An 18,931-nucleotide genomic window follows, 5' to 3' on the forward strand; every position below is an offset into this window, starting at 1 on the left:
CGGAATCCGAACTTGAAAGCCGTGTAGCTTCGTCAGTTTCAAGTTTCAACTTAGCGCAACCTATTGATTTATAAGGCATTAACCCTTTAGGGAGTGAGATCAAACCCTAAAGGAACAAATGTCTAACCTGAAAGCGTTTACTTTCATGTTCTATAGCGCTATGTTTATGTCGTAAGGCACGTTAAACATCACCACATGACCACCCTGCCAGGCGGTCTTTGGATCACGACATGAACACAGCGGAAATCCCATCTGACCCAGCACTGCGCTGGGAGTGGATCAAGTTCCAGCTACGGGCCAAAGGCACGTCGCTGGCGAAACTGGCGCGTGAGCAACACGTAACAGGGCCTGCCCTGAAGAACGTGAAGCGCACGCCCTACCCACGCATGGAGCGCGTTATCGCTAAAGCACTAGGCATCGCCGTCGAGGCGCTGTGGCCTGAGCGCTGGGATGCCAGTGGCAAACCCAATCGTCAGCGCCCCAAGCGCCCGGAGGCTATGTCCGCGCGTATGCAAAAGCATAACGCAGCTTGTGACCTTGGGCACCGTAAAACAGGGACGGATAACTAGACATGAGTCGCGTAAAAACATTGCGGGATACCCGCACCTTCGATTTGTTCGAGATTCCCCAGCCAGTTCTGGCCATCCCAGGCCAGGGCAACTATTCGGTGCAGGTGAGTGAGATTGTCGGCGAGATGCTCAAGGGCGCCGTCGTTGACCGCTACGAGATCGCCACCTGCATGTCGCGCTTGTCCGGTGATGACGTGACAAAGCACATGCTCGACGCCTGGGCCAGCCCGGCCCGCACCGACCACAACCTTCCTTTCTATAGGGCAGCGCTGCTTGAAGAAGTGTGCGCCAGCCATCTGCTGACCGACTGGCTGGTAAGCCTGCGAGGTGGCCGTGTGGCCTATGGGCGTGACGCGCTGCTGGCCGATCTGGGGCGCCTGGAGCGTACCCGCGACGAATCGGCCCGTCAGGCTCGTGAACTCAAACGTCTGCTTGGTGGCGACCATGCGTAAGTGGTTCGCCGCCGGAGAGCTAGCTGGGCAGCCAGGCATGCCGAGTACCGTGCAAGGCGTCAATCTTCGCGCCAAGCGCGAGGGATGGGAGGCGCAGCTACGCTTGGGACGGGGCGGTGGCCAGGAATACAACTTCGCCATGCTGCCCGCCGAAACCCAGGCCGCTCTGCTTGCACGCCTTGTCGGCGACGCCGAACCGCAGGCCGAAGTCGCGCCCATCCAGGCGCACGAAATTGCGTTGCGTGACGATATTTCAGCGTCACGCCTTACCGATGATCAACGCAGCGTGATGACGGCGCGCCTGGCATTCGTGCGTGAAATCGAGCGCATGAGCCAGGTGGTCAGCCAGCAGCGGGCCATCATGACCTTGATTGGCCTGGCGCGTGACGGCCAGCTCAGCCCCTATCTGGCTGCCCGCGTCGAGCGTGCCAACGACCGCAAGACGGCTGACCGCACCCTGAGCGAGCGCACCCTTAAAAGGTGGCTGGCGGACTACCGCAAGCAAGGCGAAGTCGGCCTGGCCCCGGCACGCCGCAAGGTAGATACCGGCGTACCGGACTGGGCGCCTGACTTCCTGCGCTGCTACCAGCGGCCGACCAAGCCAGCGGTCGAGCGTGCCTATGCCGAGTTTGCTGCGAAGTACCTGGGCGAGCGTCCGAGCATCCACCAGGTGCGCCGCTTCCTGGACAAGCTGAGCCCGGAGGCCCGCGAGCGTGGCCGCTACAGCCCGCAAGAGCTTAAAGCCTTCAAGCCCTTCCGTCGTCGCACTACCAAGAACCTGCTGCCCGGCGACGTGTACACAGCGGATGGCCACAAGTTCGACTCGGAGGTGATCAACCCGCGTACCGGCAAACCGTTCCGGCCGGAGATCACCACCACCATGGACGTGAGGACCCGCCGAGTCCTGGGCGTTTCCGTAGGCGAGTCGGAGAACAGCATCGACGTCATGCACTCGCTGCGCGATGCCATCGAGCGCGGCGGCATGTTTGCCCTGTTCTACGTGGACAACGGCAGCGGCTTCGCCAATGACGCCGTGCGCGAAGTGGTCGACCGCCTGGGTGGCGAGATGGTGCATGCGCTGCCCTACAACAGCCAGGCCCGTGGTTTGATCGAGCGCGCCCACCAGACCATCTGGGTGGCGACCGCCAAGAAGCTGGTCAGCTACATCGGCGCCGACATGGACAAGCACGCCGGTACCAAGGTGCACCGCATCAGCCGCCAGCAGCTGCGCGACCACGGTGTTACCCGCCTGATCCCAACCCTGAGCGAGTTCATGGACGTGGCCTCGGTCGAGATCGAGGACTACAACAACCGGCCGCACCGTGGCCTTGAGAAGATCCGCGACCCGCAGACCGGGCGCATGCGCCACATGAGCCCGAACGAGGCCTGGGAAGCAGCACGCGCTACCGGCTGGGAACCCATCCTGGCGCCGGCCGAGCTGGTGTGCGACCTCATGCGCCCGCAGGTAGTGCGCCGCACCCTGCGCGGCGAAATCAACTGGGACGGCAACCGCTACTTCTTGGACGAGCTGCGCCACATGCACGGCGAAGACGTGCGCATTGCCTACGACGTGCATGACGCCAGCCGCATCTGGGTTCGCACCCTGGCCGGCGAGCTGATCGGCGAGGCGCTGATCGACGGCAATGCCGACGACTACCAGCCGCTCAACCGCATCCAGAAGGCGCGCGAGAAGCTGGCCCAAGGCCAAGTGAAGCGAGGCATCGAGAAGATCGAGCGCAGCACGGGCCAGCGCCTGGAGCTGGTGCCGCAGCCCATCGCGCCCAGCAGCAACTTGCTCCTGGAACAACAGCAGACGGCCCTGGAGTACGCCGAGCAAGTTGTGGAACACCAAGCCATCCAGGCCTCTGCCTTCACCGTGCCCGACAACGACATGACCCGCTACGACCTGTGGCAGGAGCTGGAGACCCGTCGCCAGCGCGGCGAAGCGCTCAGCGAGGCCGAGGCCAACTGGCACGCCATCTATCCGAACAACCCTGGCTTCAAAGCCATTCAACGCATGTACGACCACTTCGCGGCCGCTGAGGCCACTGCCTGACCTGGGGGAGAACCACCTATGAGCGTTTCCAAAATCATCCCGTTGACCAATGTCGGCCTGCTGGCCGGCGCCATCGAGCGCGCCATGCAACGACCGATTGGCCTGCCAGGCCTGGTGGTGATGTACGGCCCGAGCGGACTGGGCAAGTCCGTGGCCGCTGCCTGCTCGGCCAACCAGCATCGTGCCTACTACGTCGAGTGCCGCGACACCTGGACGAAGAAGGCATTCCTGCTCGCCATCCTGCGCGAGATGTCTGTCACCCCGGCACGCACCCTGAGCGAGATGGTCGACCAGGTGGCCGAGCAGCTCAGCCGCAGCGGTCGCCCGCTGATCGTTGATGACGTGCAGTACCTGCTGGAGAAGGCAGCCGCTAACGTGCTGACCGATATCTACAACGCCAGCCAGGGCACCATCATCCTGATCGGCGAGAAAGGCGTACCGGCCAGCATGGCCAAGCTGGAGCGCTTGCATAACCGCGTGCTGGAGTGGGTGCCGGCACAAGCCGCCACCCTGGCAGACGTGAAGCGGTTGGCTACCGCCAGCTATCCAAGCCTGCAGATCGCAGACGACTTGCTGTCCGACCTGGTCAAGCAAGTGAAGGGCTGCCTGCGCCGCGCTGCGGTCAATCTCTACCGCGTCAGCAGTGAGTGCACCGCCAAGGGTCTGAACGAGGTAAGCCTGGACACCTGGACGTCTGACTGGTTTACCGGCGAAGCGCCGCGCGCGGGGGATAAGTAATGCGCTCCGGTAAGAAGCCGATTCACCTGGCCATGACCGGGGGCAAACTGCCGCGCCAGCGCATGTGGGAAGCCATCCGCGAACTGGGCCGCGATGGCGCCGAGTTCACCACTTACACCGTCGCCCGCCGTTCTGAGGAAGAAGACGAAGCCGCGCGCAGCTACCTGCTGAGCCTGGCCAAGGCCGGCATCGTCGCAAAGCTGGCCGTGAAAGGCCGCGACGGCACCTGGTCTCTCCTGAAAGACGAAGGCGCAGAGGCGCCGCGCGTGAACAAGAAAGGCGAGCGGCTACCGCTTGAGGCCGTCGAGTGCATCTGGCGCGCGCTGCGCATCCTGGGCGAGCTGACCGCCGCCGAAGCGGCCAGCCAGGCTGCAGCCGGTGGCGCGCCTATCAGTGAGAACGGCGCGCGCATCTACCTGCAGGGGCTGGCCCAGGCCGGCTATACGGTGCGCTCGGGTGGTACGCCTGGCATCCCGGCCAGCTACCGCCTGCTGCCTGCGCGCTACAGCGGCCCGCTGCACCCCATCTATCAGCGCTCCAGTTATGAGCAGGTCTATGACCCGAACCTGGACAAGGTGGTGTGGGCCAAGGGCGCGCAACCTGATGCGTCCGAGCTGGCCGGGCTGCGCCTGGAAAAGGCCAACCTCGACAAGCAACTGGCCGAGTTGCGCGAAGCCATCCGCCCAGTCAAGGCGCTGGCCGGCAGCGCCGTTGCCCAGTTCCACCCCGATGACCGCGAACGGGCCGAGGGTGTCGAAGCGCTCGCACGCCTGAACAAGCTGTTACTGGAGGTGGGCGCATGAACCAGGCTGCCCGAGTAGACCTGTCCGCCTGGGGCGAACAGCCGCCGCTGTGGGTCAGCCTGCTGGCCCGCGAGGTCGAGCAGAGCAACCGCAAGTCGGCCGGCGAGCGTGTCGGTGTCAGCCGCACCGCCGTAAGCCTGGTGCTGGTCAACCGCTACCCGTGCTCCACAGAGGGCGTGGCCCGCAAGGTGATGGACGTCCTGGGCCGCATCGAGTGCGTGGCCCTGGGCGAAGTGATCACCGCCGAGCAGTGCCAAACCTACCGCGAACGCAAAGCCCCCACCCATAACCCGATGGCCATGCAGCACTGGCGCGCCTGCCAGCACTGCCCCAACAACCCCAACTGTGCAGCAGAGGAGCCACGCCATGGCAGCCACTGAGCAACGCCCGCTGAGAGTCCTGACCACTGCGCTGGCCACCAGCCTGCGCGACTTCAACGCAGCCGCCCGCCACCTGCAGGCCAAGGGCGTGCGATTGCTGCAAATCAAACCGACCGAGAACTGCCTGCAGATCAGCCCAGAGGACGGCGAGCGCCTTGTGCGTGAGCGCCTGACCGAGGGCTACCAGCGCCACGCCTCGGCGGGCAGCGACCGCATCACCGTGCTGTTCGAGGGCGTAACCCTCGAATGGCGCAAACCCATCAGCTACCGCGATTTTCAAACCATTCACTGAGAGAGGCCCCAAACATGGCACCGAAAAAACGACTGAAAGCCGCTGCGGCTCAGAACATCCCGCAGACCCGCGACCAGGTGGTAAGCGACATCAAAGCCATCGGCGACGTGCAGCGCGAAATCACCCGGCTTGAAACCGAAATGAATGACGAAATCGGCGAGGTCACCGAGCGCTTTGCCGGGCCGGTTGATGACTTGAAGAAGCGCCTCACCGCTCTGCAAAGCGGTGTGCAGGGCTGGTGTGAGGCCCACCGCGCCGAGCTGACCGATAACAACAAGGTCAAGTTTGCCAACCTGGTGACCGGCGAAGTGCAGTGGCGCTGCCGCCCGCCGAGCGTGACCGTGCGTGGCGCCGAAAGCGTGCTTGAGCTGCTCAAGGTCAAGGGCCTGGAGCGCTTCATTCGCACCAAGGAAGAGGTGAACAAGGAAGCCATCCTCAACGAACCGGATGCAGTCGAGGCCCTGCCGGGCGTGACCATCAACCGTGATATCGAAGACTTCGCCATCGTGCCGTTCGAGCAGGGGGTGCAGTGATGGGGCTTCTTACTGAACTCGCCCAGGTCAAGGCCGTGGCTGATGCCGTCGAGCTGCTCGACGTCGACGCCCTGGACTTCGAGCACCTGGAACTGAATAACGGCCGCGACTTTCTACTGGCGCTGGTAACTGGTCCGCAGGCCGAGCGGCTGGCCGAGCTGCTGGAGCGGCTGCGCTCTGGCCAGGAGGCATGACATGAGCCTGGAGCACATCCGCAACTACTACGGCGTTCCGGCCAAGAAAGGTGGCCGCGTCAATGCCTACGGCAAGTCGGGCACGATCACCGGCACAAGCAACGCTCACCTCCTAATCAAGCTGGACGGCGAGAAACACAGCAACCCGTATCACCCCACCGACGGCATCGAGTACCTGGAGCCTGAGCCCAAGCGCAGCAGCACCAACATCATTGCTTACTGCTGGGCCGGTGGCCTGATCCAGTTCGGTCCGAGCGTGCCGGACGGGGCAATCGGTATCGCACGGGGCGAAGAGTCGAAGGTGCGCGAGGTTATCGAGACCACCGCCCGCCACGCGAAAGACAACGAGCGCTTGCTGGTACCCGGTGTGCCCGAGGCAGCAAACGAGCGCGAAGGCTTGGCAGCCCTGGCCCGCTATATCCAGTGGCTTGGCGAACGCAACGGCCCCGGCTTCCGGGCCATGGGGGCGTGAGATGCAGCGCTATCACGACCCTAGCGAAGACCCGCTGTCCGCCACTGCAGCACATGAACAGGAGCGCCAGCGCATTGCAGCAGCTACCGAGGCGTTCCTGGCCAAAGGGGGGCAGATCGAGCAGGTAGGCCACCAGATGCAGGCCACCAGTCCGACCTTCGTTATCAACCCGACCAAGACGCCGGTCTATGCGCACCTGTTCGTGCGCCCGGAGGACGAAACGCTGCGCGCCAAGCCTGTCGTGAAGCCGATCACCGTCCCGGCCAAGCCGGAGGTGAAGGCCGAGGCGCCTGCTGTCGAGCCGAAACCGGCCGCGCCGAAACGTACCGACGTTGTCCAGGAGCTTCGCGAGCTGTCCATTGCCGCCCGCCTGATGGTTCAGGCGGCGCTGGGCGCATCACCGGGCATCGCCGCGCGGACAATCGGTATCAACGAAAAGCAAGCGCGTCAGGTGGCGCGCGACTTCAACATCAAATTCAAACGCCAACGCTAGGAGACCCCCATGGCCGAACTGACCATCACCATCAAAGACGAAAACGGTGCCATTGGTGTCGCCCTCGGGGGCGACACCAACGTCGAGACCACTGCGGGTTTTGTTGCCCACGCCCTCATGCGTTTGGTGCCCGAGGTTGTCGTCGGTGCCGCCCGCGCTGCCGCGAAACGTGGCAACTGCCCCTGCCCGAAGTGCTCGGCCAAGCGCGAGGCTGCTGGCCAGGCCCAATCCAACGAACCCAAACCAACCCTGCACTAAGCGAGGAAACACCATGAGCCTGACTCAGAAAGACCTGATCGACACCATCACCCACGAACTGGGTGTCTCCGGCACCACGGTCAGCAAGACGCAAGTCGATGCCGTGCTCAATCGCCTGTCCATCGTTACTGCTCGCACCCTCAAAGCCGGTGGTGACGTGCCGCTTCCGGGCATTGGCAAGTTGAAGGCCAGCAAGCGCGCCGCACGCACCGGCCGCAATCCGGGTACTGGCCAGGCCATCGAGATCCCGGCAAAGACGGTGGTCAAGCTGAGCCTCAACAAAGCCATGGACGAGGCAATCAACCGCTAAGCGAAACCGCCCCGGCTTTGCTGGGGCGGTCTGCCAGGCGTGGTGGCCTGGTACTGACGAGCAGCCACTGGAGAGAACATGGATCGCAAGAAAGCCCTGGATAAGGTCAAGAAGTGCCTGGCCTTGGCCAATAGCAGCAACCCCAACGAAGCGGCCGCAGCGATGCGACAGGCCCGCGCGATGATGGAGAAGTACCAGCTAGAGCAGAGCGACTTGGATCTGTACGAGATCGAGGAGCACAGCGCCCGCAGCGGTTCGAAGATGAACCCTGCGCAATGGGAAGCCAACCTGGCGCAGATCATCGCCAAGGCCTATGCCTGCCGCCTGGTGTTCATGGCAGGCCTGGGTGATTGGCGGTTCATTGGTGAGATGGCCGAGGTGGCTGGTTACACCATGACCGTGCTGCTGCGCAAAGTGCGCCAGGCCCGCCGCGAGTACATCGGCAATGATCTGAAGCGGTGCAAGCCGGCCAACAAGACCAAGCGGGCCGACCAGTTCTGCGACGGCTGGGTGTGGGCTGTGCGCAAAGAGGTGCTGCAGTTCGCAGACGCCGCGCCATCAGCTGCGACCGAGGCTTACATGCTCAAGCACCACCCCGAGTTGATCACCGGCAAGCCCATCGACCGCAACAGCAGCACCAAGGTTCTGAGTCAGCGGGCTATTAGCGATGCTGCAGCGGGCATCCGGGCAGCCAATGGTGTGCAACTGCAGCACGGTGTGCGTGGCACCGAACAACTGGCCCTGACCTAAGCGAAACCTAGCCCCGCCAGGGGCGAAGGTCTGCCGGGCGTGGTAGCCCGGTACTGATGAGCAGCCACACATGAGCACGAGAAAGAAGAAGCCCAGAACCGCGAAAGTCCGCGCCCAGGATACGGCTCGGCAGCGCCGCAAGCGCGAGCGTGATGCCAAGCATCGCGCCGCCGTTGGCGCCCAAAAATTCAAGTGGGAGACCTACACAGGCACCCGCGACGACATGGAGTGCATCCGCGCTGCTGGTGACTTCGAGCAGGTCGAGGAAGGTTTGACCCTGGCCATCCGCTACGTGGCCAACATTGCCCGCCGCGACCCTGCCGCCCTGCGCGTGGCACTCGACCCGAGGAACCTTGTATGAGTACGGGAAAGACGAAAATTCAGATCGCCCGCCGCCAGCTCGGCCTGGACGATGAAACCTATCGCGCAGTGCTCAAGCGCACTGTCGGCGTTGAGTCGTCCAAAGGCCTGACGCCGCGCCAAATCGGCCGCATTCTGGTCGAGATGGAGCGTCTTGGCTTCAAGGCCACTGGTTCCAAAGGCCGAGACAAACCGAAGCCATCGGCCGAGCGCGCCAAGTTGGTCGGCAAGATCGAGGCGCAACTGGCCGAAGCCGGCCGGCCGTGGGAGTACGCCGATAGCCTGGCCGCCCGCATGTACAAGGTCGAGCGCCTGGAGTGGTGCGACAGCAAGCAACTGGGCGGAATCATCACCGCGCTGGCAAAAGATGCCGAGCGCCACGGGAGACCTGCATGAGCAATAACGACCTGTTCGGTGACGACGTGCCCGAAGACGCCCTGGAACACATGCTGTCGCCTGAGATCCGCTCGAAGTGGCCCAAGACTCTGGCCGACCTGGTCAGCGTTATCGAGGCCGGCCACCTGCGCGCGGGTGACGCGCCGGAGTTGGCGCAGAACCGAGCGTTCATCACTGTCCGGGCACTGTCGCGCTATGCCGGCGGGCGTCAGCTCTATATGCCCAAGGGCGATGTCCTGGAGCGCGCTTTGCGGGCGCGGCAGATCTGGGTCAAGTACAAGGGCAACAACATCGACGACCTGGCCAACGAGTTCGACCTGACCGTTTCCCAGGTCTACTCGATCATCGCCGAGCAGCGTGAGCTGCACCGCCAGCGTATCCAGCCGTCGCTGTTCTGAACCAAGGGCTTTACAAGATGCCTATAACACCCGTTGAATGTTGCCCTGAAACCCGCCGCCCTGGCGGGTTTTTACATTCAAAGGCTTGAATCCCTGGCGGCGATTGCCGCGCCTTACTGTTCGGTCTCCTATCCCTTGGAGCCAGAACAGTGTCCGCCAGTCGCCCAACGTCCCCCCGCGACTACGCCGCCGCGATCCTCGCTGAGCCATCGCTTGACCGCCGCCAGTTGTTGATGGGGCGTTGTCCGGCCGAGTGGCGTAGCCAGGTCGAAGAGCACGTCCGTAGCGCCTTCGCGAAAGTCAGCGCGTACCGCCAGCACATGGCCGGCCGGGCCGAGCAAGCGCGCGAGAAGCCACCCGCAGCACAGCGCCGCGATGCCACCCCCAAGCCCCGGCGCGTGAGGAAGTCCGCCCCAGAGATCGGCAATGCGGCCATCGCGAAGCTGCGCAATGCAGTCGGTAAGGGGGGCGTATGAGCATCAAGACTCGGGTCGCCGCCGCCATCCTCATTGCCACGCCAGTTGTTTCCTACTTCGAGGGGCGCAACCTGCTGGCATACCTGGACCCCGTGGGCATCCCGACCATCTGCGACGGCTGGACGTATGGGGTACGCCTTGGCGACGTTGCGACTAACGCCGAGTGCGACGAGAAAACCCGGCTGGCACTGGAGGAAGCCGCGAGGACGTTCGAGCGCTGGGTGCCCGCCAAGGTCATTGCCGCCATGGATACCAAGAGCATCGCGGCGTTTCTGTCGATGATCTACAACACCGGCCCCGGCAAGCCAGGCGTTAAGGACGGCTTTGTCTGGCTCAAGAGTGGCCGCCACTCGACCATGCTGCTGCACCTGCAGGCCGGCCGCATTGAGCCTGCATGCGCGCAGCTCAGCTACTGGGTGAACGCTGGCGGCCGCAAGTTCCGAGGGCTGGAGCGCCGCCGCGCGGCCGAGCGGGAACTATGCGAGGCGGGCTTGCAATGAAGTGGCTCAGTTTCCTGCGCGCAGCGCTCCCGTTCGCCATCCCTGTGGCCCTTGCCGCCGCGATCTACCTGCTGGTCGGAATGCTGGAGCGTTCCGCCTATGACGCTGGTCACCGCGCCGCAACCACCAAGGGCGACCTTGCCCTGATGAAGCTGAAAACCGAGCACCAGGAACAGGAGCTGGCCCGCGCCCGCGCAGCCGAAGCGAGTGCCAAAGATGCCGCAAAACGCCTGCAGGACGCCCAGGCGCGCAACGACAAGCTGGCCGCCGACCTGGCCACCCAGCAACGCCAACATCGCAAAACCACTGACTACCTCTCTGGGGAGATTGCCCGTGTCAACGACCTATACCGGAAAGCGCTCGACGCTGAGCCTGAGCCTTTGCCTGCTTGCGTGTTCACTGCTGGCTTTGTCCGCGTGTGGGACGAAGCCACCGGAGCCCGAACCCCAACCGCTTTGCCCGCCGCCACAGATCCCGAGCGAGCTGCTGCGCAAGTCGCCCAAGCCCGAGCCGCTGACCAGCTCGACTCAGGCATCAGCCAGAACACTCTCCTGGCCCATCACGTCCGCTACGCAGAGCAGTGCAAGAACACTGCCGCGCAGCTGGACGCTCTGATCGACGCCGTACAGGAGAAACACTGATGTCGCTGCCACTTTCCGAGCTGATCGGATGGGCCATCGGGCTGCTAGGCATGTTCACCACCGTAGTGGGCGGCCTGGTGAAGCTGCTGCTGCACAACTTCGAGAAACGCCTGGGCGAGCGTTTCGCGGCCCAGGAAGCGGCCCGCAAGGCAGCCAGCCGTCATTGGGACGAGAACTTTGCCAAGGTGCTGCAGCGCCAGGATAAGGACGCCCAGGCGCTATTGGAGCTGGAACGTTCATTTCTGCGTTTCCAGGCCGAGCTGCCGCTTGAGTACGTGCGCCGCGAAGACTGGGTGCGCGGGCAAGCCGTCCTGGAAGCCAAGCTCGACGGCGTTGCCTTGAAGATCGAGAACATCATGCTCAAAGGAGCCCGCAATGATTGACCCCGCAAAGGCGCGCCGCGAGTCGCTGCGCTGGTACCTGCTGCTGACCCTCAACACCTCCCGGCCGGTAGATCCGCACGAGGCCGTGGTGCTGTCCACCATCCAGGGTATCTATCCCGATGCCACCCCACTGGAGCTGCGCCGCGAACTGGATTACCTGGCCGACCGTAGCCTGGTCACACTCAACAAGCAGCCAAATGGCCAATGGATCTGCGGTCTGACCCACTACGGCGTCGATATCGCCGAGTACACCGTGGACTGCCGTCCCGGTATCGCCCGCCCGGAAAAGTACTGGAGCGCCTGACATGCCGCCGCGCAGTAAGGTGGCGCAACTGCCGCCGAGGGTTAAGGCCTGGCTCGATCAAGCCCTGGTCGAGAACAACTTTTCCGGTTACGAGCTGCTCTCGGCCGAGCTGGCCGGGCGCGGCTACAGCATTGGCAAGTCGGCACTCCACAGCTACGGCCAGAGCTTCGAGGAGCGCCTGGCGGCCTTGAAGATGGCTAGCGAGCAGGCGAAAGCCGTGGTCGCCGTTGCGCCTGATGATGACGGCGCGGTCAACGAAGCACTGTTGCGCCTGACCCAAGAACGACTGTTCACGCTGCTGGCCGATGGTAAGGGGCCACTCGATATCAGCAAGGTTGGCAAGACCGTGGCCGAGATCATCAAAGCCTCGGTGACCCAGAAGAAGTACGCCGCCGAGGCCGAGGCGCGCCGTGCCGCCCTTCAGGAAGCGGCCAACGTAGCCGAAGGCGCCATGACCAGCCAGGGCATGAGCAAAGAGGCCATTGACGCAATCAAGCGCGACATTCTGGGGATCGCCTGATGAACGCCCCAGTGCCAAAGTCGGTGCTACTGCCGTATCAGCGTGTATGGATCGAGGATCAGGCAGAGCTGAAGATCGCCGAGAAGAGCCGGCGAACAGGGATCACCTGGGCGGAAGCTGCCGACGCCGTACTGTCAGCGAGCGCAGCCAAGGCCGCTGGCGGTACCAACCACTTCTATGTCGGCTCCAACAAAGAGATGGCCATCGAGTTCATCGACGCCTGTGCCATGTGGGCCAAGGCGTTCGACAAGGCTGCCAGCGCCATTCAGGAGGAGGTCCTGGTCGACGAGGATAAGGACATCCTGACCTTCAACATCCACTTTGCCAGCGGCTTCAAGATCCAGGCGCTCAGCTCCAGGCCGTCCAACCTGCGCGGTCGTCAGGGCAACGTGACCATAGATGAGGCGGCGTTCCACGAGCAGCTCGCCGAGGTGCTCAAGGCCGCGTTGGCCTTGACCATGTGGGGCGCCAGGGTGCGCTTGATCTCGACGCACAACGGCGCCGAGAACCTGTTCAACGAGCTGATCCAGGACAGCCGGGCCGGCAAGAAGCGCTACAGCGTGCACCGCATAACCCTGGACGATGCCTGCGAGCAGGGTCTGTATCAGCGCATCTGCCAGGTTCGAGGCAAGCCGTGGAGCCAGGAAGCCGAGGATAAGTGGAAGGCCAACCTGCTCGCCGACACCGCGACCCGTGAGGACGCCCTGGAGGAGTACTACTGCGTGCCCAAGTCGGGCGGTGGGGCCTACCTGTCCCGCGCCCTGATCGAGGCGCGAATGATCGACGCCTCGGTGCTGCGTTTCGAGGGCTCGGCCGAGTTCAACGCCATGCCGGAGCACCTGCGCGCGGCAGAGATCCGGGACTGGTGCGAGCGCGAGTTGAGACCGCACCTGGAACGGCTCAATCCCAATGATCCGCATTGTTTCGGCGAGGACTTTGGCCGCTCGGGTGACCTTACCGTCATTGCGCCGATGGCCATTACCCAGCTGCTGCAACGTGTGGTGCCGTTCCTGGTCGAGCTGCGCAACGTGCCCTTCAAACAGCAGGAACAGGTGCTGTTCTACATCGTGGATCGTTTGCCTCGCCTGCAGGGCGGCGCCCTGGATGCCCGTGGCAATGGGCAGTACCTGGGCGAGCAGGCGGTGGAGCGCTACGGCGCTGGCTTGATCGAGGCGGTAATGATCAGCCAAGCCTGGTACCTGGATGCCATGCCCAAGTTCAAGGCGGCGCTGGAGGATGGGGTGTTGAGTATCCCGCGGGACCGCGAGGTGGGCGACGACCTGCGCGCCATCGAGGTCATCAAGGGTATTCCGCGCTTGCCGGAAGGCAAGACAGGCAGCAGTAAGAACCGTCACGGTGACGCGGCCATTGCCCTGGTAATGGCCTATTACGCCTCGATGATGGAGACGACGGTGATCGAATTCTTTTCCGTTACCCAGTCGGGCCAGCTCGACTCGGACGATGACGACGACAACAACGAAGGTTTTGGAGCAGGCGCATGGTAAAGGTAGGCGTTCCCGCGTTTATCAAACGGCTATTGGGTGATACGAGCGCCCTAGACGAAAAGCAAACCGATGATGAAGCCACTACTCGCTCGATCAAGAGGGAGTTTGCCGAGCACCCGACCAAGGGCCTGACGCCTGCGCGGCTCTACCAGATCCTGGAGGGCGCCGAGCAAGGCGACCTGATGGCGCAATGCGACCTGTTCGAGGATATGGAGGAGAAAGACCCGCAGATCGGGGCGGACATGCTCAAGCGCCGCCAGCTCGCTGCCGAGCTGGAATGGCAGGTCGTGCCGCCAGACAACGCCTCGGCCCAGGAGAAGAAGGCCACCGACCACGCTATCGAAGTGCTGACAGCCATGGAGGTCGAAGACCTGGTGCTCGATCTCGGTACCGGCCTGGGCCATGGCTTCGCCAACCTGGAATTGACCTGGGGGCGTGACGGTACCACCCGCTATATCGAGCAGCCCACGCTGCGGCCGCATCGTTGGTTCCGCCTGCACCCCGATGACCAGAACCACATCACCCTGCGCGATATGAGCCCGACCGGGGCCGAGTTGTGGCCGTTGGGCTGGGTAGCGCACCGTCACCGTGCCCGGCCGGGCTATGTGGCGCGCGCAGGCCTGCACCGCATGCTGGCCTGGCCGTACCTGTTCCAGAACTACGCCCTGGGCGACCTGGCGCAGCTTCTGGACATCTATGGTATGCCGGCTCGCCTGGGTAAGTACCCGAAGAACGCCACCGCGAAAGAGAAAGCGACGCTGCTCCGTGCGGTGGTAGCCATGGGCAAAGACGCCGCCGGGATCATCCCCGAAGGGATGGCCATCGAGTTCCTGGAAGCGGCCCAAGGCAGCGCCGACCTTTACCTGGCCATGATGAACTGGTGCGAGCGCAGCAAGTCCAGGGTCATCCTGGGCGGCACGCTGACCAGCGGCACGGGCGAAGGGACGAACACCAACGCCCTGGGCAATGTCCACGAACGCGGCCAGGCCGCGCTGATCCGTTCGGACGTACGCCAGTACAACAGCACGGTGCGCCGCTCGATCCTGTGGCCCATGGCGGCACTGAACTTTGGCATCACCGACGCCAACCGGGCGCCGCGTTTCGTCCTGGACATGGGCGAAACTGAAGACTTCCAGGTGCTGGCCAACACGCTGCCCGTGTTCGTCGACATGGGCGCCAAGATCGAGGTCGACTGGCTGCATGAGAAGAGCGGCATTCCCAAGGCCAAGGATGGCGCCCCAGTGCTGCAGCCCCGCCCGCAACAGCCAATGACCGCCATGCTGCGCCAGCAGCCGGGCGCGCACCTGGCCGTGCTGCGCCAGGGCCAACGCCCGGCCACGCCTGCAGACGCTATTGCCGCCCGTATGGCCCGTGAAGGCGACCCGGCGATAGCGACCTGGCTGGAGCGTATCGAGGCCATGCTGGCTGCGGCCAAGAGCATCGAAGAGTTTCGCGAGATGCTGCTGGCCGCGCAGACTGAGCTGGACGAGGACAAGCTGGCCGCGCTGATCGGTGACGGCCTGTCTGTTGCCGAGCTGGCCGGCCGCAGCGACATCGAGGACGTGTCGGAGCCCGGCAATGGCTGACGGCCAACCCACGCTGCACAACGTCCTGGGGCGCCCATTCGCCGAGCAGGTGGCGTTCTACCGCAACAAGCTGGGCAACCTGGTGCCCACGGCCCGGTGGGACGATATCAAGCGTGACGCCCATGACACCGGCTTTATGGTGGCCGGCGCGGCCAAGGCTGACTTGCTGTCGGATCTGGCTGTGGCGGTCGACCGGGCGATCACTGAGGGGCGTGGCCTGGGCGAGTTCCGCAAAGACTTCCGCGATATCGTCCAACGCAACGGCTGGCACGGCTGGACGGGCGAAGGCACCCGAGCCGGCGAGCGCTGGCGCACCAGAACCATCTACCAGACCAACGCCATGACCAGCTATTCGGCGGGACGTTTGGCACAGCTCCAGGACGGCGGCTTCAAATACTGGGTCTATCGGCACAACGACTCGGTGCGCAACCCACGACCCGAGCACCAGAAACTCAATGGCCTGACCTTGCCGGCCGGCCACGCGTTCTGGAAGCGCTACTACCCGCCGAACGGCTGGGGATGCCAATGCTATGTGGTGGGCGCACGTACAGCAGCTGGAGCACGTCGCTTAGGTGGCGATCCGGACAAAACCCCGATTGAAGGCTGGGACGCCGACGAAGCGCCTGGCATCGACGAAGGCTGGGACTACCAACCTGGCGCCCGCGTGGCGCAGACCGTCACGCAGATGGCCGAGAAGTCGCGGGCCTGGCCCTATGAGGTGGCCAAGGCCTACATGGCAGGCGTACCCGACCGCGTGCGAGATCAGCTGGCACGCAGCTACCGGGCGCTGCCCAGCGTGGCTGACGACGCCAGGCGCTATGCCGCTCGCGTGCTGCGTGGCGAGAGCCCGAGCCAGATCCCGGCCTACCGCACCTTGGGGCTGTTGCCTGCTGCAGACGTGGCCCAGGTTCGCCAGGTCAAGGATCTGGCCGTCGACGGCTACGACTATGCCCTGGACGTCTCGGCCGTGCGCCACGTCGAGAAGAACCACGGCAATGCGAAGTCAGAGCGCGCCCGAGGGCAGCGTGCGGTGTCGGCCGAGGACTACGCCATGCTGCCCAGGCTGCTCAATGAGGGCGGGCCGCTGATCGATGCCGGGCTGTCACGCACCACCAGTTCGCCCCTGGTACGGCGGGAGTTGACCGTGGACGGGGTGACTTACGTTGGCGTTTTTGAGGTGCGCAAGGGACGCCGGATGCTGGTGCTGCAGACGTTCTACATCCGGGAGGGGAAATGATCGGTCTCGCACCCCATGCCCTAACGCCCTGGGCGATTCGTGGTATGGCCACGACGGCGCGATGCGCGAAACCGAGTCAGGAGTATAGCCGATGATCCAGACCAGGGTAGATAACCAGCGCGTCCTGGATGCGCTGAACGGCCTGATGAAGCACGCCCAGGACGTGCGCCCCGCGCTGCAGGACATGGGCGAGTACTTCATCGAATCGACCAAGCGCCGCTTTGCGACCAAGACGGCGCCGGATGGCACCAGGTGGGAAGACAACTCATCGGTGACCGAAGAGCGCAAAGGCAAGAATGACCCGCTGATCGGTGAAAGCCGGCGCCTGGCCAACGAGATCCACTACCGGGCGACAGCCACCACCCTGGAGTGGGGTAGCAGCCTGGTCTATGCCGGCATGCAGCAGTTCGGCGGACTGAAGGCCGCTTACCCGCATCTGTGGGGTAACATCCCGAAGCGTGAGTTTTTGGGCATGTCTAGCGAGGACGAAGCCATGGCCCTGGAGATCCTGCAGGAACACCTGGCAGAGCCTCTAGAGGGCGGCGGCCCGTAGCGGCCCTTACAGCGCCTTTATCGACTCAGGGGCTACCGTCGCCCGCGTAGAAGGGAAAGAACGCGTTAAACCCGCGTTAAATTCGCGTATAGACGCGCGCACATGGGCAGGCTCACCCGCCCATTCCCGGATCTGGTAATCTCGGCCAGGTTCCCCCCCCTCCGGCCGCCAGGCCAACCAATAGTCAAACGCTTGAATCCCGGCCTCGCGCCGCGCCCCCCGAATATGGGGGCATGAAAACGAAACGCACATTCCCCATCGCAGCATGTTCTCTGGCCCTTCAAGTGGCGGCCGAGGGTGGCATGACGCGCCTGATTCCGGCCGGCACCTTCAACGCCCCGCGCGGCGCTTTGGCCGGTAGTGGCCCCTGGTTCCTCGACGCTGCAGCCGCCAAGCCGATCATTGAGCGCGCTGCAGCCCGCAGCACCGACCTCGTCGTCGACTACGAGCACCAGACCCTGCTGGCTGAAGAAAACGGCAAGCCAGCACCTGCATCCGGCTGGATCGATCACGCCTCCCTGGAATGGCGCGAAGACGGTCTCTATGGCCGCATCAAATGGACTGCTGCCGCCAAAGCTGCCATCGACGCGGACGAGTACCGCTACCTATCTCCCGTTTTCCCCTACGACCCCAAGACCGGCACCGTGCTCGACCTGATTCACGTCGGCCTGGTCAACAACCCCGCCATTGACACCCCGATTCCAGCACTTGCTGCAGCCCGCATGGGCAGTGGCGCCTATGACCCCACCCATGAGGAAGACACCGTGGATCGTGAAGAACTGATCAAGCTCCTGGGCCTCGCCGCCGACGCCACCGACGAGCAGATCACCACAGCTATCAACGCCCTGAAAACCAAGGCCGAAGGTGCAGACCAAGCAGTTGCAGCTGCCAAAGATGACGCCGAGAAGGCTGTGGCAGCAGCCAAGGCCGGCGCGGCCAAGCCGGACATGAACCAGTACGTCCCCTTGGCCGTGTTCCAGGAACAAGGCCAGCAACTGGCCGCCCTGCGCGCCAGCCATGGCGAGTCCGAGCTGGACAAGCTGCTGGACGAAGGCCTGCAAGACGGCCGTATCCCTGGCCAAGCCACCGCCGACTGGCTCAAGCCGCAAGGCCTGGCCGCTTGCAAGGCATACCTGGCCGGCGCCCAACCGATTGCCGCCCTGCGTGGCAGCCAAACCGGCGGGAAGAAGCCGGACGAGGAAGCCGGTAAAGACGGCGACCTGAACGAATCCGAACTGGCGGTGTGCAAGTCCATGGGCATCAGCCCGGATGAATACCGCAAAGCCAACCCGAAGGAGTAAGCCCACATGGTTGCCGCAACTCAAAACCGCAACACCCCGAGCGTTTCCGGGCATCGCCGTGGTTATCCGGTCGCTGCACTTGCCCTGTGCCTGGCTGGAACCATTGCCGTGGTAGATGCCGATGGCCTGGTGCAACCGGGCGTTACCGGCCTGGGTCTGGTCGCTGTGGGCATCTTCGAGGCCCGGGTGGACAACAGCGCGGGCGCAGATGGTGAGCAAACTGCCGAAGTACTGCGCGGCTTCGCCCGCCTGGAGAACAGCGCAGGCGCTGACGAGATCACCGCCGCCGACATCGGCAAGGCCTGCTTCATCGTCGACAACCAGACCGTGGCCAAGACCGATGGCACGGGCACTCGCTCCATCGCCGGCATCGTCGACGCGGTCGACGACGTGGGTGTGTGGGTACTGATCGACCCCACCAGCGGCGTGCTGCTGTAACGGCAGCCGCATAGCCCCTAATTCGTAGAGGAC

The 18,931-nt window shown here is 64.0% G+C and carries 28 protein-coding genes and 2 other RNA genes; all 30 read left to right on the forward strand.

Features of this window, described 5'->3' with window-relative positions; genetic code table 11:
- Positions 1-230: 230 nt before the first annotated feature.
- The 30 genes from BM186_RS04355 (at position 231) to BM186_RS04505 (ending at position 18,898) form a co-directional block, all read left to right on the forward strand.
- Entirely contained in the window at positions 231-569 is a 339-nt protein-coding gene (locus BM186_RS04355) for a helix-turn-helix domain-containing protein (protein ID WP_074913653.1), read from the forward strand.
- Between the two features lie 2 nt (positions 570-571).
- A complete protein-coding gene (locus tag BM186_RS04360; RefSeq protein ID WP_074913654.1) occupies positions 572-1,021 on the forward strand; it encodes a hypothetical protein in 450 nt (149 codons plus the stop codon).
- Positions 1,014-3,077, forward strand: coding sequence for a DNA-binding protein (locus tag BM186_RS04365; protein ID WP_074913655.1), 2,064 nt, complete (start codon positions 1,014-1,016; stop codon positions 3,075-3,077). The genes BM186_RS04360 and BM186_RS04365 overlap by 8 nt, the downstream gene beginning before the upstream one ends.
- An 18-nt stretch (positions 3,078-3,095) precedes the next feature.
- A complete protein-coding gene (locus BM186_RS04370; RefSeq protein ID WP_074913656.1) occupies positions 3,096-3,815 on the forward strand; it encodes an AAA family ATPase in 720 nt (239 codons plus the stop codon).
- Entirely contained in the window at positions 3,815-4,618 is an 804-nt protein-coding gene (locus BM186_RS04375; protein ID WP_074913657.1) for a hypothetical protein, read from the forward strand. Before BM186_RS04370 ends, BM186_RS04375 begins: the two co-directional genes overlap by 1 nt.
- A complete protein-coding gene (locus tag BM186_RS04380; RefSeq protein WP_074913658.1) occupies positions 4,615-4,998 on the forward strand; it encodes a hypothetical protein in 384 nt (127 codons plus the stop codon). Before BM186_RS04375 ends, BM186_RS04380 begins: the two co-directional genes overlap by 4 nt.
- Positions 4,985-5,290, forward strand: a complete 306-nt coding sequence (locus tag BM186_RS04385; RefSeq protein WP_074913659.1) for a hypothetical protein — start codon at positions 4,985-4,987, stop codon at positions 5,288-5,290. The genes BM186_RS04380 and BM186_RS04385 overlap by 14 nt, the downstream gene beginning before the upstream one ends.
- A 14-nt stretch (positions 5,291-5,304) precedes the next feature.
- The gene (locus tag BM186_RS04390) at positions 5,305-5,823 is read left to right on the forward strand and encodes a host-nuclease inhibitor Gam family protein (RefSeq protein WP_074913660.1); all 519 of its coding nucleotides are present in this window, start codon (positions 5,305-5,307) and stop codon (positions 5,821-5,823) included.
- Positions 5,823-6,017 carry a hypothetical protein gene (locus BM186_RS04395; protein ID WP_074913661.1) on the forward strand — a complete coding sequence of 65 codons (195 nt, stop codon included), beginning with the start codon at positions 5,823-5,825 and terminating at the stop codon, positions 6,015-6,017. The genes BM186_RS04390 and BM186_RS04395 overlap by 1 nt, the downstream gene beginning before the upstream one ends.
- 1 nt (position 6,018) lies before the next feature.
- A complete protein-coding gene (locus BM186_RS26815; RefSeq protein ID WP_241519870.1) occupies positions 6,019-6,489 on the forward strand; it encodes a hypothetical protein in 471 nt (156 codons plus the stop codon).
- Position 6,490: 1 nt separating this feature from the next.
- Positions 6,491-6,982, forward strand: a complete 492-nt coding sequence (locus BM186_RS04405) for a hypothetical protein (protein ID WP_074913662.1) — start codon at positions 6,491-6,493, stop codon at positions 6,980-6,982.
- Positions 6,983-6,991: 9 nt separating this feature from the next.
- The gene (locus BM186_RS04410) at positions 6,992-7,240 is read left to right on the forward strand and encodes a hypothetical protein (RefSeq protein WP_074913663.1); all 249 of its coding nucleotides are present in this window, start codon (positions 6,992-6,994) and stop codon (positions 7,238-7,240) included.
- 13 nt (positions 7,241-7,253) lie between these two features.
- Positions 7,254-7,550, forward strand: coding sequence for an HU family DNA-binding protein (locus BM186_RS04415; RefSeq protein ID WP_074913664.1), 297 nt, complete (start codon positions 7,254-7,256; stop codon positions 7,548-7,550).
- Positions 7,549-7,620, forward strand: an RNA gene (locus tag BM186_RS04420) — hammerhead ribozyme type II. Before BM186_RS04415 ends, BM186_RS04420 begins: the two co-directional genes overlap by 2 nt.
- Positions 7,621-7,628: 8 nt before the next feature.
- Positions 7,629-8,300: a DUF7168 domain-containing protein gene (locus tag BM186_RS04425; RefSeq protein ID WP_074913665.1), complete on the forward strand. Its 672-nt coding sequence runs from the start codon at positions 7,629-7,631 to the stop codon at positions 8,298-8,300.
- An RNA gene (locus BM186_RS04430) (hammerhead ribozyme type II) lies at positions 8,299-8,370 on the forward strand. The genes BM186_RS04425 and BM186_RS04430 overlap by 2 nt, the downstream gene beginning before the upstream one ends.
- Positions 8,371-8,661 (forward strand): hypothetical protein, encoded by a 291-nt coding sequence (locus BM186_RS04435; RefSeq protein ID WP_074913666.1) that lies wholly within the window; start codon positions 8,371-8,373, stop codon positions 8,659-8,661.
- Positions 8,658-9,056: a gp16 family protein gene (locus BM186_RS04440; protein WP_074913667.1), complete on the forward strand. Its 399-nt coding sequence runs from the start codon at positions 8,658-8,660 to the stop codon at positions 9,054-9,056. The genes BM186_RS04435 and BM186_RS04440 overlap by 4 nt, the downstream gene beginning before the upstream one ends.
- Entirely contained in the window at positions 9,053-9,454 is a 402-nt protein-coding gene (locus BM186_RS04445) for a Mor transcription activator family protein (RefSeq protein ID WP_074913668.1), read from the forward strand. Before BM186_RS04440 ends, BM186_RS04445 begins: the two co-directional genes overlap by 4 nt.
- A 472-nt stretch (positions 9,455-9,926) precedes the next feature.
- Positions 9,927-10,430, forward strand: coding sequence for a lysozyme (locus tag BM186_RS04455; protein ID WP_074913670.1), 504 nt, complete (start codon positions 9,927-9,929; stop codon positions 10,428-10,430).
- Positions 10,427-11,071, forward strand: a complete 645-nt coding sequence (locus tag BM186_RS26565; protein WP_167363350.1) for a hypothetical protein — start codon at positions 10,427-10,429, stop codon at positions 11,069-11,071. The genes BM186_RS04455 and BM186_RS26565 overlap by 4 nt, the downstream gene beginning before the upstream one ends.
- Positions 11,071-11,454 carry a hypothetical protein gene (locus tag BM186_RS04465; RefSeq protein WP_074913672.1) on the forward strand — a complete coding sequence of 128 codons (384 nt, stop codon included), beginning with the start codon at positions 11,071-11,073 and terminating at the stop codon, positions 11,452-11,454. Before BM186_RS26565 ends, BM186_RS04465 begins: the two co-directional genes overlap by 1 nt.
- Positions 11,447-11,758 carry a hypothetical protein gene (locus tag BM186_RS04470; RefSeq protein ID WP_074913673.1) on the forward strand — a complete coding sequence of 104 codons (312 nt, stop codon included), beginning with the start codon at positions 11,447-11,449 and terminating at the stop codon, positions 11,756-11,758. Before BM186_RS04465 ends, BM186_RS04470 begins: the two co-directional genes overlap by 8 nt.
- A gap of 1 nt (position 11,759) precedes the next feature.
- Complete coding sequence (locus tag BM186_RS04475; protein ID WP_074913674.1) at positions 11,760-12,278, forward strand: DUF3486 family protein; 519 nt, start codon at positions 11,760-11,762, stop codon at positions 12,276-12,278.
- A complete protein-coding gene (locus BM186_RS04480) occupies positions 12,278-13,783 on the forward strand; it encodes a terminase large subunit domain-containing protein (RefSeq protein ID WP_074913675.1) in 1,506 nt (501 codons plus the stop codon). The genes BM186_RS04475 and BM186_RS04480 overlap by 1 nt, the downstream gene beginning before the upstream one ends.
- Positions 13,777-15,369 (forward strand): DUF935 domain-containing protein, encoded by a 1,593-nt coding sequence (locus BM186_RS04485; protein ID WP_074913676.1) that lies wholly within the window; start codon positions 13,777-13,779, stop codon positions 15,367-15,369. The genes BM186_RS04480 and BM186_RS04485 overlap by 7 nt, the downstream gene beginning before the upstream one ends.
- Positions 15,362-16,606 (forward strand): phage minor head protein, encoded by a 1,245-nt coding sequence (locus BM186_RS04490; protein ID WP_074913677.1) that lies wholly within the window; start codon positions 15,362-15,364, stop codon positions 16,604-16,606. Before BM186_RS04485 ends, BM186_RS04490 begins: the two co-directional genes overlap by 8 nt.
- Positions 16,607-16,697: 91 nt before the next feature.
- A complete protein-coding gene (locus BM186_RS04495; RefSeq protein WP_074913678.1) occupies positions 16,698-17,159 on the forward strand; it encodes a phage virion morphogenesis protein in 462 nt (153 codons plus the stop codon).
- 302 nt (positions 17,160-17,461) lie between these two features.
- Positions 17,462-18,460, forward strand: a complete 999-nt coding sequence (locus BM186_RS04500; RefSeq protein WP_158234275.1) for a phage protease — start codon at positions 17,462-17,464, stop codon at positions 18,458-18,460.
- A gap of 6 nt (positions 18,461-18,466) precedes the next feature.
- Positions 18,467-18,898, forward strand: a complete 432-nt coding sequence (locus BM186_RS04505) for a hypothetical protein (protein ID WP_074913680.1) — start codon at positions 18,467-18,469, stop codon at positions 18,896-18,898.
- Positions 18,899-18,931 lie beyond the last annotated feature (33 nt).

Source organism: Ectopseudomonas toyotomiensis (genome assembly GCF_900115695.1).
In the GTDB taxonomy this organism is placed as follows: domain Bacteria; phylum Pseudomonadota; class Gammaproteobacteria; order Pseudomonadales; family Pseudomonadaceae; genus Aquipseudomonas; species Aquipseudomonas toyotomiensis.

Bases quoted from the DNA above. Each gene is read 5' to 3' on its own strand.
- BM186_RS04485 (WP_074913676.1), top strand. From the start codon at position 13,777: ATGGTAAAGGTAGGCGTTCCCGCGTTTATCAAACGGCTATTGGGTGAT.
- BM186_RS04370 (WP_074913656.1), top strand. From the start codon at position 3,096: ATGAGCGTTTCCAAAATCATCCCGTTGACCAATGTCGGCCTGCTGGCC.
- BM186_RS04445 (WP_074913668.1), top strand. From the start codon at position 9,053: ATGAGCAATAACGACCTGTTCGGTGACGACGTGCCCGAAGACGCCCTG.
- BM186_RS04455 (WP_074913670.1), top strand. From the start codon at position 9,927: ATGAGCATCAAGACTCGGGTCGCCGCCGCCATCCTCATTGCCACGCCA.
- BM186_RS04360 (WP_074913654.1), top strand. From the start codon at position 572: ATGAGTCGCGTAAAAACATTGCGGGATACCCGCACCTTCGATTTGTTC.
- BM186_RS04470 (WP_074913673.1), top strand. From the start codon at position 11,447: ATGATTGACCCCGCAAAGGCGCGCCGCGAGTCGCTGCGCTGGTACCTG.
- BM186_RS04375 (WP_074913657.1), top strand. From the start codon at position 3,815: ATGCGCTCCGGTAAGAAGCCGATTCACCTGGCCATGACCGGGGGCAAA.
- BM186_RS04480 (WP_074913675.1), top strand. From the start codon at position 12,278: ATGAACGCCCCAGTGCCAAAGTCGGTGCTACTGCCGTATCAGCGTGTA.
- BM186_RS04440 (WP_074913667.1), top strand. From the start codon at position 8,658: ATGAGTACGGGAAAGACGAAAATTCAGATCGCCCGCCGCCAGCTCGGC.
- BM186_RS04395 (WP_074913661.1), top strand. From the start codon at position 5,823: ATGGGGCTTCTTACTGAACTCGCCCAGGTCAAGGCCGTGGCTGATGCC.
- BM186_RS04505 (WP_074913680.1), top strand. From the start codon at position 18,467: ATGGTTGCCGCAACTCAAAACCGCAACACCCCGAGCGTTTCCGGGCAT.
- BM186_RS04415 (WP_074913664.1), top strand. From the start codon at position 7,254: ATGAGCCTGACTCAGAAAGACCTGATCGACACCATCACCCACGAACTG.
- BM186_RS26815 (WP_241519870.1), top strand. From the start codon at position 6,019: ATGAGCCTGGAGCACATCCGCAACTACTACGGCGTTCCGGCCAAGAAA.
- BM186_RS04475 (WP_074913674.1), top strand. From the start codon at position 11,760: ATGCCGCCGCGCAGTAAGGTGGCGCAACTGCCGCCGAGGGTTAAGGCC.
- BM186_RS04355 (WP_074913653.1), top strand. From the start codon at position 231: ATGAACACAGCGGAAATCCCATCTGACCCAGCACTGCGCTGGGAGTGG.
- BM186_RS04490 (WP_074913677.1), top strand. From the start codon at position 15,362: ATGGCTGACGGCCAACCCACGCTGCACAACGTCCTGGGGCGCCCATTC.
- BM186_RS04380 (WP_074913658.1), top strand. From the start codon at position 4,615: ATGAACCAGGCTGCCCGAGTAGACCTGTCCGCCTGGGGCGAACAGCCG.
- BM186_RS04405 (WP_074913662.1), top strand. From the start codon at position 6,491: ATGCAGCGCTATCACGACCCTAGCGAAGACCCGCTGTCCGCCACTGCA.
- BM186_RS04465 (WP_074913672.1), top strand. From the start codon at position 11,071: ATGTCGCTGCCACTTTCCGAGCTGATCGGATGGGCCATCGGGCTGCTA.
- BM186_RS04500 (WP_158234275.1), top strand. From the start codon at position 17,462: ATGACGCGCCTGATTCCGGCCGGCACCTTCAACGCCCCGCGCGGCGCT.
- BM186_RS04365 (WP_074913655.1), top strand. From the start codon at position 1,014: ATGCGTAAGTGGTTCGCCGCCGGAGAGCTAGCTGGGCAGCCAGGCATG.
- BM186_RS26565 (WP_167363350.1), top strand. From the start codon at position 10,427: ATGAAGTGGCTCAGTTTCCTGCGCGCAGCGCTCCCGTTCGCCATCCCT.
- BM186_RS04425 (WP_074913665.1), top strand. From the start codon at position 7,629: ATGGATCGCAAGAAAGCCCTGGATAAGGTCAAGAAGTGCCTGGCCTTG.
- BM186_RS04390 (WP_074913660.1), top strand. From the start codon at position 5,305: ATGGCACCGAAAAAACGACTGAAAGCCGCTGCGGCTCAGAACATCCCG.
- BM186_RS04435 (WP_074913666.1), top strand. From the start codon at position 8,371: ATGAGCACGAGAAAGAAGAAGCCCAGAACCGCGAAAGTCCGCGCCCAG.
- BM186_RS04495 (WP_074913678.1), top strand. From the start codon at position 16,698: ATGATCCAGACCAGGGTAGATAACCAGCGCGTCCTGGATGCGCTGAAC.
- BM186_RS04410 (WP_074913663.1), top strand. From the start codon at position 6,992: ATGGCCGAACTGACCATCACCATCAAAGACGAAAACGGTGCCATTGGT.
- BM186_RS04385 (WP_074913659.1), top strand. From the start codon at position 4,985: ATGGCAGCCACTGAGCAACGCCCGCTGAGAGTCCTGACCACTGCGCTG.